The 14687-nt window shown below is 72.4% G+C and carries 18 protein-coding genes; 10 read left to right on the plus strand and 8 right to left on the minus strand.

Annotated elements, in window-relative coordinates; genetic code table 11:
* Window positions 1-41 precede the first annotated feature (41 nt).
* From pgsA to ACFP3R_RS05765, 4 genes are read left to right on the plus strand one after another with little or no spacing between them, the layout of a single operon-like run.
* On the plus strand, window positions 42-650 hold the full coding sequence (gene pgsA / locus ACFP3R_RS05750; RefSeq protein ID WP_380633543.1) for a phosphatidylinositol phosphate synthase: 609 nt from the start codon (window positions 42-44) through the stop codon (window positions 648-650).
* The gene (locus ACFP3R_RS05755; protein ID WP_380633544.1) at window positions 647-1579 is read left to right on the plus strand and encodes a phosphatidylinositol mannoside acyltransferase; all 933 of its coding nucleotides are present in this window, start codon (window positions 647-649) and stop codon (window positions 1577-1579) included. Before pgsA ends, ACFP3R_RS05755 begins: the two co-directional genes overlap by 4 nt.
* Window positions 1576-2697 carry a glycosyltransferase family 4 protein gene (locus tag ACFP3R_RS05760; RefSeq protein ID WP_380633546.1) on the plus strand — a complete coding sequence of 374 codons (1122 nt, stop codon included), beginning with the start codon at window positions 1576-1578 and terminating at the stop codon, window positions 2695-2697. Before ACFP3R_RS05755 ends, ACFP3R_RS05760 begins: the two co-directional genes overlap by 4 nt.
* Window positions 2694-3674, plus strand: a complete 981-nt coding sequence (locus tag ACFP3R_RS05765; RefSeq protein WP_380633548.1) for an NUDIX hydrolase — start codon at window positions 2694-2696, stop codon at window positions 3672-3674. Before ACFP3R_RS05760 ends, ACFP3R_RS05765 begins: the two co-directional genes overlap by 4 nt.
* 68 nt (window positions 3675-3742) lie before the next feature.
* On the opposite strand, the gene ACFP3R_RS05770 is transcribed toward ACFP3R_RS05765, so the two are convergent.
* A complete protein-coding gene (locus tag ACFP3R_RS05770; RefSeq protein WP_380633550.1) occupies window positions 3743-4642 on the minus strand; it encodes a hypothetical protein in 900 nt (299 codons plus the stop codon).
* Window positions 4643-5387: 745 nt separating this feature from the next.
* A complete protein-coding gene (locus ACFP3R_RS05775) occupies window positions 5388-6104 on the minus strand; it encodes an NUDIX hydrolase (RefSeq protein ID WP_380633551.1) in 717 nt (238 codons plus the stop codon).
* A gap of 127 nt (window positions 6105-6231) precedes the next feature.
* Here ACFP3R_RS05775 and ACFP3R_RS05780 point away from each other — a divergent pair, with 127 nt between their 5' ends.
* From ACFP3R_RS05780 to ACFP3R_RS05790, 3 genes are all read left to right on the plus strand, one after another.
* Window positions 6232-7101, plus strand: a complete 870-nt coding sequence (locus tag ACFP3R_RS05780; RefSeq protein ID WP_380633552.1) for a 5'-methylthioadenosine/S-adenosylhomocysteine nucleosidase family protein — start codon at window positions 6232-6234, stop codon at window positions 7099-7101.
* A complete protein-coding gene (locus ACFP3R_RS05785; RefSeq protein ID WP_380633554.1) occupies window positions 7098-9119 on the plus strand; it encodes a hypothetical protein in 2022 nt (673 codons plus the stop codon). Before ACFP3R_RS05780 ends, ACFP3R_RS05785 begins: the two co-directional genes overlap by 4 nt.
* Before the next feature lie 116 nt (window positions 9120-9235).
* Entirely contained in the window at window positions 9236-9652 is a 417-nt protein-coding gene (locus ACFP3R_RS05790) for a cellulose binding domain-containing protein (protein WP_380633556.1), read from the plus strand.
* Between the two features lie 16 nt (window positions 9653-9668).
* Here the strand turns inward: ACFP3R_RS05790 and ACFP3R_RS05795 are convergent, their stop codons facing one another.
* On the minus strand, window positions 9669-10031 hold the full coding sequence (locus ACFP3R_RS05795; protein WP_380633558.1) for a DoxX family protein: 363 nt from the start codon (window positions 10029-10031) through the stop codon (window positions 9669-9671).
* A gap of 80 nt (window positions 10032-10111) precedes the next feature.
* Between ACFP3R_RS05795 and ACFP3R_RS05800 the strand changes: the two genes are divergently transcribed.
* Entirely contained in the window at window positions 10112-10963 is an 852-nt protein-coding gene (locus ACFP3R_RS05800) for a LysR family transcriptional regulator (protein WP_380633560.1), read from the plus strand.
* A gap of 10 nt (window positions 10964-10973) precedes the next feature.
* On the opposite strand, the gene ACFP3R_RS05805 is transcribed toward ACFP3R_RS05800, so the two are convergent.
* From ACFP3R_RS05805 to ACFP3R_RS05820, 5 genes are read right to left on the minus strand one after another with little or no spacing between them, the layout of a single operon-like run.
* Window positions 10974-11189, minus strand: coding sequence for an Imm1 family immunity protein (locus tag ACFP3R_RS05805; protein ID WP_380633561.1), 216 nt, complete (start codon window positions 11187-11189; stop codon window positions 10974-10976).
* Between the two features lie 17 nt (window positions 11190-11206).
* Window positions 11207-11539 (minus strand): DddA-like double-stranded DNA deaminase toxin, encoded by a 333-nt coding sequence (locus ACFP3R_RS37870; protein ID WP_465269979.1) that lies wholly within the window; start codon window positions 11537-11539, stop codon window positions 11207-11209.
* Between the two features lie 21 nt (window positions 11540-11560).
* Window positions 11561-11935: a PH domain-containing protein gene (locus ACFP3R_RS05810; protein WP_380633563.1), complete on the minus strand. Its 375-nt coding sequence runs from the start codon at window positions 11933-11935 to the stop codon at window positions 11561-11563.
* Window positions 11932-12471, minus strand: coding sequence for a DUF4240 domain-containing protein (locus tag ACFP3R_RS05815; protein WP_380633564.1), 540 nt, complete (start codon window positions 12469-12471; stop codon window positions 11932-11934). The genes ACFP3R_RS05810 and ACFP3R_RS05815 overlap by 4 nt, the downstream gene beginning before the upstream one ends.
* On the minus strand, window positions 12468-12911 hold the full coding sequence (locus tag ACFP3R_RS05820; RefSeq protein WP_380633565.1) for a hypothetical protein: 444 nt from the start codon (window positions 12909-12911) through the stop codon (window positions 12468-12470). The genes ACFP3R_RS05815 and ACFP3R_RS05820 overlap by 4 nt, the downstream gene beginning before the upstream one ends.
* 259 nt (window positions 12912-13170) lie before the next feature.
* Between ACFP3R_RS05820 and ACFP3R_RS05825 the strand changes: the two genes are divergently transcribed.
* Window positions 13171-13683: a hypothetical protein gene (locus ACFP3R_RS05825; protein WP_380633567.1), complete on the plus strand. Its 513-nt coding sequence runs from the start codon at window positions 13171-13173 to the stop codon at window positions 13681-13683.
* Window positions 13684-13816: 133 nt separating this feature from the next.
* Window positions 13817-14671: a helix-turn-helix domain-containing protein gene (locus tag ACFP3R_RS05830; protein WP_380633568.1), complete on the plus strand. Its 855-nt coding sequence runs from the start codon at window positions 13817-13819 to the stop codon at window positions 14669-14671.
* Window positions 14672-14687 lie beyond the last annotated feature (16 nt).

A 14687-nucleotide genomic window follows, 5' to 3' on the forward strand; every position in this document is an offset into this window, starting at 1 on the left:
GGGGACCACATCGTCCCCGCCGGTAGGTGCCTGGCCACCCCATGCTGAACATCTTCGCTCGCGCGTCGGTTTCGCGCGTCACCGATCCGATCGGGGCGTGGCTGCTGCGCCGCGGCCTCACCCCGAACGCCGTCACGGTGCTGGGCACCGTCGGCTCCGTCGCCGCGTCCCTGTGGTTCATCCCCCGGGGACAGCTGGTCGCGGGGGCGCTGCTCGTCGCCGCGTTCGTGCTGTTCGACCTGCTCGACGGCGCCATGGCCCGCGCGGGCGGGGGCGGCACGAGGTTCGGCGCCGTCCTCGACGCCACCTGCGACCGCATCGCCGACGGCGCGCTGTTCGCCGCCATCGCCTGGTGGGCGTTCGACGCGGGGGAACGCGGCCTCGCCGTCGCCGCCCTCGTGTCGCTGGTCGGCGCGCAGGTCATCTCGTACGTCAAGGCGCGCGCGGAGGCGACCGGGTTCGTCGCCGCGGACGGCGGCCTGGCCGAACGCGCCGAGCGGTTCATCATCAGCCTGCTCGGCATCGGCCTGCACGGCCTCGGTGTGCCCTACATCCTCCCGGTGGCCCTCTACCTGCTCGCGGCGCTGGTCATCGCCACCGTCGCGCAACGCGTGCTGGGCGTGAGCCGCGAGGCTAAGGAGCTGACGTGAAGCAGCGGCTGGTGGACCTCGGTTACGCGACGGGCTGGCGGCTCGCCCGCGTGCTGCCGGAGCGGGTGGCGCGCGGGGTGTCCGACGCGGTCGCCGACCGGGGCGCGAGACGCGGCGGCGACGGGGTCCGGCAGTTGCGCCGGAACCTGCGCCGGGTGGTGCCGCGGGCGGGCGAGGCCGAGCTGGACGAGCTGGTCCGGCAGTCGCTGCGCTCCTACGCGCGGTACTGGCGCGAGGCGTTCCGGCTGCCGTCGATGGACCGGGCGGCGCTGTTCGCCGAGCTCGACCGCGCCTTCAGCGGCGTGGAGAACCTGGACGCGGCGCTGGCCGAGGGCCGGGGCGTGGTCGCGGCCCTGCCGCACAGCGGCAACTGGGACCTGGCCGGCATCTGGATGGTCGAGCACTGCGGCACGTTCACCACGGTCGCCGAACGGCTCCAGCCGGAGTCGCTCTACCGGCGGTTCATCGCCTTCCGGGAGAGCCTGGGCTTCGAGGTGGTGCCGCTGACCGGCGGCGAGCGCAACCCGGCGGTGGTGCTGGCCGAGCGGCTGCGCGAGAACAAGGTGGTCTGCCTGCTCGCCGACCGCGACCTGACCGCGGGCGGGATGCCGGTGACGTTCTTCGGCGAGCGCACGCTGATGCCCGCGGGCCCGGCCCACCTGGCGGCCACCACGGGCGCGGCGCTGCTGCCGGTGGGCCTGTGGTTCACCGAGGACGGCTGGCACCTGCGGTTCCACCCGCCGGTCCGGGTCGCGGGCGTGGCCGGTGTGGGCGCGGCGACCCAGCAGGTGGCCGACGTGTTCGCCGCCGACATCGCCGCGCACCCCGCCGACTGGCACATGATGCAGCCGCTGTGGATCGACGACCTGCCCGAGAGCAGGCAGCGGACCCTGCGCCGGGTGCTGGCCCGCCGAGGGGAGTCGGTGTGAAGGTCGGCATCGTGTGCCCGTACTCCCTGGAGGTCCCCGGGGGGGTGCAGGCCCACGTGGTCGACCTCGCGCGGGCCCTGCGCGCGCTCGGGCACGAGGTGGAGGTTCTCGCGCCCGCCGACGACGACACGCCCCTGCCCGAGTTCGTCACCTCCGCCGGCCGCGCGGTCGCCATCCCCTACAACGGGTCGGTGGCGCGGCTGTCGTTCGGGCCGGTGTCGTTCGCCCGGGTCCGGCGGTGGATCGCCGAGCACGAGTTCGACGTGCTGCACCTGCACGAGCCCACCTCGCCCTCGCTGTCGTTCCTGGCGCTGATGATCGCGGACGGGCCGATCGTGGCCACCTTCCACACCTCGACGCCCCGGTCGAAGATGCTGCTGGCACTCCAGCCGTTCCTCCAGCCGTTCGTGGAGAAGATCACCGCCCGGATCGCGGTGTCCGCGCTGGCCAGGCGCGTGCAGGTGGAGCACCTGGGCGGGGACGCGCTGGAGATCCCCAACGGCGTGGACGTGGGCTTCTTCGCCGACGCCGCGCCCCTGGACGGCTACCCGCGCCCCGGCGGCACGATCGGTTTCGTCGGCCGGTTCACCGAGCCGCGCAAGGGGATGCCGGTGCTGCTGGACGCGTTCCGGGCGCTGGACCTGCCCGACGCGCGGCTGCTGGTGGTGGGCCGCGGCGACGAGGACGAGCTGCGCGAGCAGGCCGGGCCGGAGCTGGCGTCGCGGATGGTGTTCCTCGGCATGGTCGACGACGAGGAGAAGGCGCGCGCGCTGCGCAGCGTGGACGTCTACTGCGCGCCCAACACCGGCGGCGAGAGCTTCGGGATCATCCTGACCGAGGCGATGTCGGCGGGCGCGGCGGTGGTGGCCAGCGACCTGGACGCGTTCCGGCGGGTGCTGGACGACGGCAAGGCCGGGGTGCTGACCCCGGTGGGCGATCCGGCCGCGCTGGCGGAGGCGCTGCGCGACCTGCTGACCGACGCCGAGCGGCGGGCGGGGTACGTGGACGTGGCGCGGCAGCGGGTGATGACGTTCGACTGGTCCGTGGTGGCGCACCAGGTGCTCAGGGTCTACGAGAGCGCCACGGCCGCCGACCCGCGGCGGGTGGTGGAGGCGTGACCAGCTCGGGGACCGCGACCGCGTTCCTGGTGCTGCTGGGTGTGGCGCTGCTGGTGGGTCCGTGGATCCTGGGCACGGCCAACCGGCTGGACCGGCTGCACGTGCGCACGGACTCGGCGTGGGCGGCCCTGGACGCGGCCCTGGCACGGCGCGCGGTGGTGACGCGGGCGGTCGCGGCGGTGTGCGGGAGACCCGAGCTGGGCGTGGCCGCCGACGAGGCGGAGGGCGCGCGGCGACCCGACCGCGAGGCGGCGGAGAACCGGTTGAGCGCGCTGCTGGCGGGGCTGGACCGGTCGGTGCTGGCGCCCGCGCTGGCGGCCGAGCTGTCCGACGCGGAGCAGCGGGTGGTGCTGGCGCGCCGGGTGCACAACGACGCCGTGCGCGACACGCTGGCGCTGCGCCGCCGCCGCTCGGTGCGCTGGCTGCGGCTGGCCGGCACCGCGCCGACGCCCGCGTACTTCGAGATCGCCGAACCGGGTGGTGACGCGGAGGCGTCGGGGCTGGTGCAGCGCGTGTCGGCGCGGGTGGTGCTGCTGGACGGGGCCGACCGGGTGCTGCTGTTCGAGGGCTTCGACCCGTCCCGGCCGGACGAGCTGTTCTGGTTCACCACCGGTGGCGGGGTCGAGCCGGGGGAGGAGCTGCGGGACGCGGCGGTGCGGGAGCTGTTCGAGGAGACCGGGGTGGCGCTGCCGGCGGACGAGCTGGTCGGTCCGGTGTGGAAGCGGCACGCCGTGTTCGCCTTCGACGGGCTGAACTACGCGTCGGTGGAGTGGTTCTTCGTCGGCCGGGCGCCGGTCGGGTCCGAGGTGGACACCTCGCGGTTCAACGAGGTCGAGCAGCGGACCATCCGCCGCCACCGGTGGTGGTCGGCGGGGGAGCTGGCCGGTGAGGACGCGGTGGTCTACCCGGCGCAGCTGGCCGAGGAGCTGCCGGGTGTGGTGTCCGGGTGGGACGGGACGACGCGGTCGATCCGGTAGCGGCGCGTCCGCCGGCCACCTCGACCGGTGCCGCGATCGGTGCGGGGTTGCTGCGGTGTCCGCGTGGTTCACCCGTGCCGTGGCCGCTTGCGCCGGCGTCGTTCGAGTTCTTTCTGCTCGCGGTGCCGGTCCGCGCCGGCCTTGATCAGCTCGCCGTGCGCGGGGAGCAGTCCCGTCACCGGGACCCGGACCTCCACGTGGTCTTCGTCGCGGTGGTGCGGGATGTCCTCGACGGTGCCGAATTCGACGCTCACGTCGGGGACCGTCTGGATGACGATCGCCTGCCCGCGCACCTTGATCTCGACCCACCAGTGGTCCGGGAAGGCGGCGCCTTCCGCGACGCGGTAGTTGCAGCAGACCCACGCCCGGGGCTCCGGCGGGTTGACCGTGAACCCGAACACCTCGGCCATGGCGGAGGCGACGCGGGCGACCAGGGGGCGCACCAGCTGCTGCTGCCGCTCTTCGACGGCGAGCAGGTACTCCGGCCTCTTGGCCCGGTGGAACTCGTCCTCGAACCGTCCGAGCTCGTCGTCCTGGCGGTTCTCCGCCAGTTCGAACGCCTGACGGGCCCGGTCGACCTCCCCCCGCTGGGGTTCGGTCACCAGCGGCGGTTCGGTGAGGCTGGTCGAGCGCAGCTCCCGCGCCCGCTCGCGGAGGCGGGGCGAGAGCCCGCGCAGCCACTGCGGCTCGGGGGCCTGCCCGCCGTCGTACCCCACCAGCCAGTTCCACACGTGCACCGGTGGTGGTCCCACGTCCTGGTTCGCCAACAGCGCCCACTGGAAGCACGTCGACCTCTGGTCGGCCTTGGGGAACGCGAAACCCCGCTCCCCGCTGTCGTGGTGCTGCGCCATGTAGCGCGTCATCCTGCCGGTCAACTGCCCGTCGGGGAACCAGGGGGCGGGTGGCAGGGGGGTCGCGAAGTCCGGGCCGGGCTCCTCCTCTTCTTCCTCAAGGGTGGTCGGGAGCACCGGGGCTGGTGAAGCTGCCGGGGCTGCGGCCGGCGTTGCCGGAATCGGGGCTGCGGGGGTTGGAACCGCTGGGGTTGGAACCGCTGGGGTTGGGGCCTGTGCCGGGGCCGCCGGGATCGGGGCCGCCGGGATCGGGGCCGCCGGGATCGGGGCCGCCGGGATCGGGGCCGCCGGGATCGGGACCTGGGTCGCCGGTGCCGGTGGACGCGGCAGGTCGGTGACCCGCCCCGGGCTGCTCGGACCGCTCGCCGGTCCCCCGGAGTCCAGCGGGATTCCCGTCATCTCCCACTCCACCGCCCGGAGGTGGTCCCGCCACACCTCCTCGAACGCCTGGACGTGCACCGAGTCGTGCGGGTTGAAGCGGAAGCCGGACCCGGAGGGGCCGTCACGCGGTGGGGTGTACCCGCCGCCGCGCCGCATCCGTTGGACGACCGCCGCGTTGCCCGCCGTGCCCTGAAGGGCCAGCACGGCTGCCACGTGCGGAGGGCCGGGCGGGTGTCGGTGCCCATCGGAGCGGGTCGGCTCCGGCGGTGTGACCCGGTCGCGGTCGAGGCGCACCGGTCCATTCGATCGGCTCCACGACCCGCCCGACAACAGTGGTGGGGCCACATCCGCCCGTCACGGTGACCCGCACCACCCGATTGCCGCAGGGCGGGCCCGGCCTCCAGGTTCGGGCCCGGTCGGATCGGCGGCCTGGCCGTCCGCGATCACGGGCACCGGCCCGCACCACCGGCCCCGGGCGCGGTCAGTCGGCGCGGGAGCGCAGCATCGGCGGGTGCAGCACGGTCGCGGGGCCGCGCCGGAACAGGGCGGCGGGCCGGCCGCCCTGCCGGGTGGTGCGCTCGCCGGTGGGGATCAGGAACCCCTCGATGCCGGTGACCTTGCGGTGGAAGTTGCGCGCGTCCAACCGCCTGCCCCACACCGCCTCGTAGACCTGGCGCAGGTCGGCCACGGTGAACTCCGGGCCGCAGAACGAGGCCCCGAGCGTCGTGTACTCCAACTTGGACCGCGCCCGCTCCACCGCGTCGGCGACGATGGCGGAGTGGTCGAACGCCAGCGGCGACCGGCCGTCGCGGACGTCGGCGACGGGGGCCCACCGGGCGGCGGCCGCGTCACCGCCCGGGGTGGGGAGCGGCAGGTCGGGCATCAGGGCGAGGTAGCAGACGGTGATGACCCGGCCGCGCGGGTCGCGGTCGGGCGCGCCGTAGGTGCGCAGCTGCTCCAGGTGGAGCCCGTCCGCGACGAGGCCGGTCTCCTCTGCCAGCTCGCGCGCCGCCGCGGTGTCGATGTCCTCGCGCTCGTCGGCGAGGAAACCGCCGGGCAGGGCGAGGGCGCCGCGGAACGGGTCCTCGCCGCGCTCGACGAGCAGGATCTCCAGGACGTCGTGCCGGACGGTGAGCACCGCCAGGTCGACCGTCACGTCCACGGTCGGGCTCGTCCACTGTTCGTCCACGATCGCCATCCTAGTTCACGTCATTTTGACGACAACGGGTGACCGCATCGTGACGACCTGCGGTAACCGCAATAATCGTCATCTTGACGAAAAACGGTTCGGGTGTTTGGCTGCGCGGGCACAGGAGGGACAGCCGATGATCGTGATCTTGACCGCGCTCGACCTGGAGCACGCGGCCGTGCGGGAGCACCTGGCCGACGTGCGTCCGCACCACCAGGCGGCGGGCACCGTGTTCGACGTGGGCCGGCTCGCCCGGCGGCCGGGGTGCCGCGTCGCCCTGGCGTCGATCGGCATGGGCAACTCGGCCGCCGCGACCATCACCGAGCGCGCCATCACCGAGTTCCGCCCGGCCGCGGTCCTCTTCGTCGGCATCGCCGGCGGGCTGCGCGACTGGATCGCGCTGGGGGACGTGGTCGTCGCCACCAGGGTCTACGCCCCGCACGGCGGACGCCAGGACGGCGACGAGTTCCTGGCCAGGCCCCGGGCCTGGGACACCTCCCACCGGCTGGAGCAGCTGGCCAGGCTGGTGGACCGCCGGGGTGGCTGGGGCGCGGACGTGGCGGTGCACTTCGACCCCGTCGCGGCCGGCGAGGTCGTGCTGAACTCGACGACCTCGCCGCTGAACGAGCAGTTGCGCCTGCACTACAACGACGCGGTCGCGGTGGAGATGGAGAGCGCCGGGGTCGCGCAGGCCGGCCACCTCAACGACGCCACGCCGACCATCACCGTGCGCGGCATCTGCGACCGGGCCGACGGGCACAAGGCCGACGCGGACGCCGCCGGGCTCCAGCCGTTGGCGGCCCGGCACGCCGCCGCGTTCGTCGCCGCCCTGGTCGCCGAGCACGATGACGCGGCCGAGGAGCGGGCACCGGGGCGCGTGCCCGACGACCGCGGGCCCACCTACCACAACTCCGCCACCGACCAGGCCAACGTGGGCGCGCAGGTCGGCGTCGTCAACGGCAACGTCACCTTCGGCGCGGCGCCGGGCACCCGGGAGGGCCGATGACCAACGTCGCGGGCGGCAACGCCACCGTCGAGGCGCAGATCGGGGTGGTGCAGGGCAACGCCGTGTTCCACCGGCACGAGACCGTGTACCGCGCCGACCCGGGGGACACTCCGGAGCGGCGCTTGCAGGTCGCACTGGCCACCCTCGACGCCGGCTCGGCGCGGGCCGCCCAGCGGCTGCTGCACGACCTGCTGGTGGGCGAGCGGCCTTCGACCCGGATCGCGTACTACTCGGCCATGGCCGTGCTGCACGGCCGGTCGGCGCGCGACCTGGGCAGCATCGAGTTCGGTGAGCTGGACATCGCCCGCCGGGTCGCTTCGCGATTACCCCGGGACGACTGGTTGGGCGCGCTGGAGGCCGTGCTGGACCTGGTCGGCCACACCGATGACCGGCGGACGGAGGTCCTCGCCCGGCTGGAGGGGTTGCCGCGCGAGCGGTACACCGAGATCGTCCGCCACCTGGACCTGGTGCTCGACGGGGTCCACGAGGGCCGGGCCCACCAGGTGCGGAAGCGGGTGGTGGAGGAGCAGCGCCACGAGGGCGACAGGCGCCGGCAGGCGTGGAAGTTCTTCGAGCCGAACCCGGCTCCTCCCAGGCAGGCGCCCCGGATGCCGGTGGGGGCGCGGTTCTCGGGCGCTGTCGGCGTGCTCGCGCTGCTGCTCGCCGCGGCGGCGGTGGTTCACCCCTTGTTGACGGGCTCGGGCTCCTACTTCGAGGCGCTCCTCTACTTCAACGACATGGTCCTCTTCCTGCCGATCGTCACGCTGACCGGCGCGGTGCTGATCGGCGCGTCCTGGCAGTCGTGGGCGTTCTCGTCCTGGGAGGAGGGGCGGGCCCCGGGGTCGGACATGCCGATCCGGGGCACCGAGGCCGAGCGGGAGTTCGCGGCCGAGGTCATCCGCCTGGTCGACGTCCAGCTCAGGAAGCGGTCCTGGACGGGCGACACCGCGCAGGCCCTCCGGGCTGCCGGGTGGTCCCTGGCGCGCGAGGTCGTCGAGACGTACGGGAGGGAGGGGGTCGCCGCGTCCGAGATCAACTGGCTGATCCGGACGCGCATCGACGAGCTGAACGAGGGGCGGGTGAGATCGCTCGACAAGAAGTCGTCGATGAGGTCGTGGATCGCCTGCGCGGTGGGTATCGCGCTGGTGGCCACTGTGGTGGCGCTGATCTTCATGGAGTACGAGGACGGGTACCGAGGGATCGCCCTGTCGCTGTCGGCGGTGGCTCTCGCCCTCGCCGGGCACGGTGTGGGTGATCTGGTGGCGGCGGTGCGGCGGCGCTCCGAGCTGAAGCGGGAGCGGGTCCGGTGCTTCAGGCAGGACCAGGGGGTGCACACGGCCCTGGTCGAGGCCCTCAGGACCAAGCCCTCCGATGCCCGGATCGCGCGGTGGCTGGACCACGACAAGTCCGCGATCAGGATGTCCGCCCTGCACCGGTGCGGGTTGAGCACCCGCGACGTTCTGGCCCAGGTCACCTTGATCGAGGGCGCCCGCGACGCCGCCCGCGCCCGCGTGCTGCTCGGTCCGCCGCGCTACTCCGCCTACGTGGTGCGGGTCTTCTTCCTCACCGCGAGGGGCGTCCGGCAGATCGAGGTGGACCTCGACCTGCTCGACGGGTCGGTGCACAACGAGCGGCGGGCGTCGTTCCGGTACGACGCGCTGGCCTCGGCCCGGGTGTCCGAGGTCGGCGTCCGGTTCGCCAAGGGGCTGCGGCAGCTCGTCGTGCCGGACCAGGCACCGGTGGACGACGACGACGCGCTGGTGCTCAGCCAGGCGTTCAGCCTGTCGCTGGTCAACGGGGAGTCGATCACCGTCGTGGTGGAGAACTTCGAGGGGCTGCGGGACGCGGAGGTCGAGAGCCTGGACCAGTTGCGGCACCTCGCGCTGGACACCGCCGGCGTGGTCGACGCGCTGCGCGTGCTGGAGGCGGTGGCGAGCGAGGGACAGGAGTGGACGGCCCGCGAGCTGGACCAGCGCCACTGGCGGCGATCCGACCCGGTCGCGGCTCCGGGTTCGTAGGTCCCGGCGGGGGTTCGCGGTGGGTTCGCGGTGGTTCGCGAACGGCCGTAGCGCGGGCCGGGCCGTACCCGTTAGCTTGCTGGGCAAGCGCTTCCCCGACGCCCCGGAGGACGGCCATGCGGTTCAGACGAGTGTTCGCCGCCCTGCTGGCCGTGGTCGGGGGGATCGCCCTCGCCACCCCGGCGGTCGCCGTCGACGACCCGCCCGCGCCGCGCCTCACCTGCCGCTACGAGTACACCGTGGTGAACGCCTGGCAGGGCGGGTACCAGGTGAAGCTGAAGGTGACGAACCTGGGCCCGGAGCGGGCGGCGCCCTGGTACGTCAACTTCGAGCTGGACGGCCCCGGCATCATCGCCTACCTGTGGGGTGGCAGCTTCACCCAGCTGTCCGTGCACGTACGGGTCAACGCCCCGTCCTGGAACCGGGACCTGTACACCGGTCAGTACGCCGAGATCGAGTTCGCCGTGAACCACAACGGTTCCCCGCTGCCCCTCACCGGGGTCAGCCTCAACGCGGTCAGGTGCGCCGCCTGACGGGTGACCGTCGGTTTTACAACCAGGTGGTGGCCAGCCAGCCTGCCCCGGCCGCGGCGACCAGGAGTCCGAGGTTGAGGGCGATGCGGCGGTCACCGCGACGCAGGTGGACGGCGGTCGCCCCGACCTGGAGGACGACGAGCCCGCCGGCCGCGACCGGGGCTAGCCAGGGCGCGGTGCCGGTCAGCGGCGGCAGGACCAGGCCGATCGCGCCGAGCACCTCGAACGCGCCGAGGGTTCGGACGACCGGCATCGGCATGTCGTCCACCCAGGCCATCATCGGCCGGAGCCGCTCGCGGCTCCGGATCACCTTGATCCCGCCCGAGTAGAGGTAGAAGAGGCTCAGCAGGCCGGCGACGACCCAGTACGCGATGTCCACGCCCCGAATCCCACCGCCGGACGTCGGAGCTGTCCAAGACCTGTGTCAGCCGACCGATACCGCACGGGTATCGTCGCACCGTGGAGCTGCGCACACTGCGTTACTTCCTGGCGGTCGCCGAGGAACTCCACTTCGGCCGCGCCGCCGCCCGGCTGCACATGAGCCAACCGCCGCTGAGCCGGGCGATCAAGCACCTGGAGGGCGAACTCGGCGTCGTGCTGTTCCACCGGTCCCCGGCCGGTGTCCACCTGACGCCCGCCGGGGCGGTGCTGCTCGACGAGGCCCGCGCCCTGCTGGAGCACGCCGACCGGGCCCGCGTGCGCGTGGCCGCCGCGGTCGGCCCCGCGACCATCACCGTCGGCATCCTCGGCGACAGCACCGATCCGGACGTGGTCGAACTGGCCGAAGCCCACCGGCGGCGGCACCCGCACGTCGAGGTCCACATCCGCGAGACCGACCTGACCGATCCCACCTGCGGGCTGCGCGCCGGGCTCGTGGACATCGCCCTGACCCGGGCGCCGTTCGACCGGACCGGCCTGACCGTGTGCGAACTGCGCGCGGACCCGGTGGGCGCGCTGCTGCGCGCGGACGACCCGCTGGCCCGCCACCGGAGCCTGGAGCTGGCCGACCTGGCGGACCGCCGCTGGTTCCTGTTCCCGGAGGGCACCGACCCCCTCTGGCAGTCGTACTGGAACGGCGGGGAACCCCGTGAGGGACCCGTGGTGCGCGCGGTCCAGGAGTGCCGGCAATCGGTTCTCTGGAACGGCACGATCGGCATGACGGTCCTGGCTCACGAGCCGGCCCCGGGACTCACCGTCGTGCCGGTGGTCGACATGAGCCCCAGTCGCGTGGTGCTGGCCTGGAAGAGGAACGACACGAATCACCTGATCCGGTCGTTCGTCCAGCTCGCGAAGGCCGCCTACCGCACCTGACCCCGGCGCGTCAGAGCACGTGGGTGGACTGCCGGACCACGGACCCCGGACGGTGGCCGGTGGTCAGGTAGTCGACGACGGCGGCTTCCACATCGGCAACGGGGACTTCGGAGTCGGGCGGGAACTCCGTGTCCGCGGTGACGTAGTAGTAGATCACCGGTTCGGTGATGACGACGGGGTTGTCCGCGTGTCCGTCGTCGTAGTAAACGTTCAGCCCTTGCGCCACGGTGGTGCAGCCCCTCCTCAGTACAACTTCATCTCGACGTCGGACGCACGGGTCAGCTTCCTGCGAAAACCGAGATCAGCCGGCGCCGTTTCGGATTCGCGGTACATCTCGTCTTCGCCGCTGACAACGAGTCGGACCTGCCCATCGGGGCCGATCCACCGCCCGTGTGTCCTGGGTCGCGGCGTGCCTGGCGGGCGTTGATCGGGCGGAGGCACATCGGGAGGGAGTTCGCGCCGCAGTCGCTCGATCCGTTCGGGCGGGTGGGCGGTGTCGGACTGGCGGGCCGGGACTGTTGCGGCGGCTGTGCGGGCCCCCGAGCAGTCGGGGCGGGGAACGTGGTGGGCGTGCACCCGTGCTCCGACCCCGGCGCGTCAGAGCACGTAGGTGCCGATGATCTGCGCCAGCAGCTTCACGTCGGCGTGGCCCCTGAACTCCAGGCGCACCTGGCCGAGCCCGCTGAACCACAGGTCCAGTTCGGCGTCCATGTCGAAGGTGCCGGCGGTCTCGATGGAGAACGCCTGCACGCGGCTGTAGGGCAGGGACGTGAAATCCTTCTTCCGCCCTGTCATGCCCTGGACGTTCACCGCGATGACCCGCTTGTCGGTGAACACCACGAAATCGCGCACGGTCTTGAAGCACGACACGACCCGCTCGCCCTGGATCATGATCGGCGTCACCTGGGACGCGATCTCCTCGGGGCGGCACGGCGCCAGCTTGAAGACGGACTGCTTCTCGAAGTCGATCACGCGTTCGACGGTACCCCCAGATCCGGCCACCCCGCCGCGTTCGAGCAGGATTCCCGGGAGATCCCCGACCCCGTCTCCGGGAAGTCCCCGAAACGGTCGGCGTGCGCGTGGGCGAACAGGTAGCAGAACGCCTCCGCCTCGGCGTCCTCGATCGCCATGCGCGGGTCGCGGGCGACGGCCTCGTAGAACTCCCGCCCCATCGCGAGGACGAAGCCGCGCGCGTAGAGGAAACCGTCGTCGGAGCCGTCGGTCACCTCGTGGACGTCCGCGCGGTCGATCTCGTGCAGCTTGCGCTCGGCCACGCGGTCCAGCGCGGTCAGCTCCTCGGCCGACAGGTCGGCGGCGACCGCGCGCAGCGCCTCCAGCACCCGGTCCAGGTGTTCTTCGAGCTGGGCGGCCTCGTCGAAGGCGTCCTCGCCGGGCGCGCGCTCCACCAGGGCGCGGCGCAGCGCGGCCACCTCGGGGCCGCGACCGGCCCAGGCGTTCTCCAGCAGCGCCCAGAAGCGGGCTTCCTCGGCAGCGGTGGGAAGGATCATGGGAGGAACGGTAGCGAGAGGGTCCGACAATCCTTGTTCGCCGGCCTCGGGGGCGGCAGCGGCACGCCGACCAGCAGCACGAGGTGGGACGCCCCGATCACCGGGCTCAGGACCACGCCCACGACCGGCACGTCGGAATCGGCGGCGAAGCGCGGGTCGACGGTGCCCGTGCGGTCCAGCAGCAGTTCCGCCCGGTCCCCCACCCCGGCCTGAGGCTCCCCCTCGCGCCGGGAGAACACGACGCGTCCTCCCGGGCAGTCCAGCCCGTAGGTGATCAGGTGGTGGCGCCCCGGCCTCTCGTCCAGGGAGACCAGGACGCACCACGCGGGTTCGCCGGTGATCGCCACCCACGCCGGGTGGACGCCCATCACCGCGAAGCCCGTCACCGCGAGACCGGTCAGCGCGCCGCCGTACGCGAAGACCTCACCCGGCGGCCACACCGCACGACATCGCCGCCACGGCGACGCACAGCCACAACTTCCTCATCCCCGCCCCCTCACGATGGTCACCACAGGACGCGGCAGCGGCGGGAGGGGTTGCCCGACCGGGGGACCTCCCTGTCCCATTGCCCGAAAATGCCATTGCGCTGTTCGCCGGAGTTGTCGGCATACGAGCGGACGCCTGTTTTTTCGTCCGGGGGAAGTTATTCTGGACGAACACCGCCACAGTGCCGTTGTCGCCACCTGATGGAGGTCTTCCATGCTTTTTCGGTTCTTGGCACGTGCGGTCGGTGTGCTGGTGTTGCTCACCGGGATGGTCGCGGCGTCGGCCGGTACGGCCCTCGCCTGCACCTGTCCCTCCCAGGACACCGAGCCGAAGCGCTACGCGCGGTACGGCCACGTGTTCACCGGCGTCGTGCTCGCGGAGGTCCTCGACATGGGACAGCCGAACAACTCCGCCGACGACAGCTACCTCTACATGGTCAGGGTCGGCACCGAGTACAAGGGCGACGTGCCCGTCGCGCTGGTCACCGTCGAGACGACGGTCCACGGCTCGATGTGCGGCACGAGGCTGGCCGTCGGGCAGGACTACCTGGTGTTCGCGTACGGCTCCCAGGGCATCTTCAGGACCAACTCCTGCGCCGGGAACCGCGCCGCGTCCGGCGGGCCCCCGGTCACGGGCCCGACCACGACCCCGACCCCGACCACGACCCCGACGGCGACGGCCGCCGGCGCGGGGGCCGCGTCGCCCTGCGCGGCGCACGCGGTCTGAAGCTTTCTCCTCGGCATTGTTGCGCCCGCGCAACAATGCCGAGGAGTGGCCCGCGGGTACACCTCTGACCTTTTAGGATGAAAAGGTCCGGTACCACTGGGGCGGCCGGCTGAAAAGGTTGTAGCTTCCCCGCATGGATTCCCGTGAGTCGAATGCCCTCAGCCGTGAACTGGGCGATGCCCTCCGTCGAGCCCGTCGCGGGTCCGAGGTCAGGTTCGGGAACCTGGCCGAGGAATTGGGGTGGTCGCCCGGCAAGATATCGAAGCTGGAACGCGGGACGCGCGGCACGAGTCTGCCCGACATCGCCCGCTACGTCGGCCGCCTCCACGCCGACCAGCCCACCTACGACCACATCATGACCTTGGCCCAGGAGTTGAACACGGGGCACCTGGTCCGGCCGCACGAGCCTGCCGTACCCGACGACTTGCGGGCGCTCCTCCTGCACGAGCAGACCGCTCGGGTCATCTGGTCGTACGAGCTCGTCTTCATCCCGGGATTGCTCCAGACCATGGACTACGCACGAGCAGTGATGTGTGCGACCGTCGGTGGGCATCGTGCGGCCGAACGGATAGCCCGGCAGGACATCTTCGACAAGCCCCGGCCACCCGAGGGACGCTTCTTCCTCCTCGAATCTGCACTGAACTACGTGGTGGGCGGTCCGCAGGTGATGTACGAGCAGATGCTGCAACTGCTGTTCCGTGGCGGGGTGCGGCTGATCACCTTCGCGAACCTGCCCGTATCGCTGGCCGCAGCCTTCACATTCATGACCTTCGCGGACCACGCGCCCGTCGCCTACATCGAAAGCGGGTCGCTGTCGGTCTTCTCGGACGACGCTGGGACCACCGCCCGCTACCGACAAGCCTGCCAGGATCTCGACCAGGTGGCGCTGAGTGAGGAACAATCGCGGTCGGTGTTCGCCGAGTGGGCGGACCGTTACGACCGACTGCGGGAGGAACAGCGTGAGGCTGGAGGCGAGGCAGTGGCGTAAGAGCAGCTACAGCGGC

It is taken from the genome of Saccharothrix lopnurensis, from assembly GCF_042658445.1.
Lineage (GTDB): Bacteria > Actinomycetota > Actinomycetes > Mycobacteriales > Pseudonocardiaceae > Actinosynnema > Actinosynnema lopnurensis.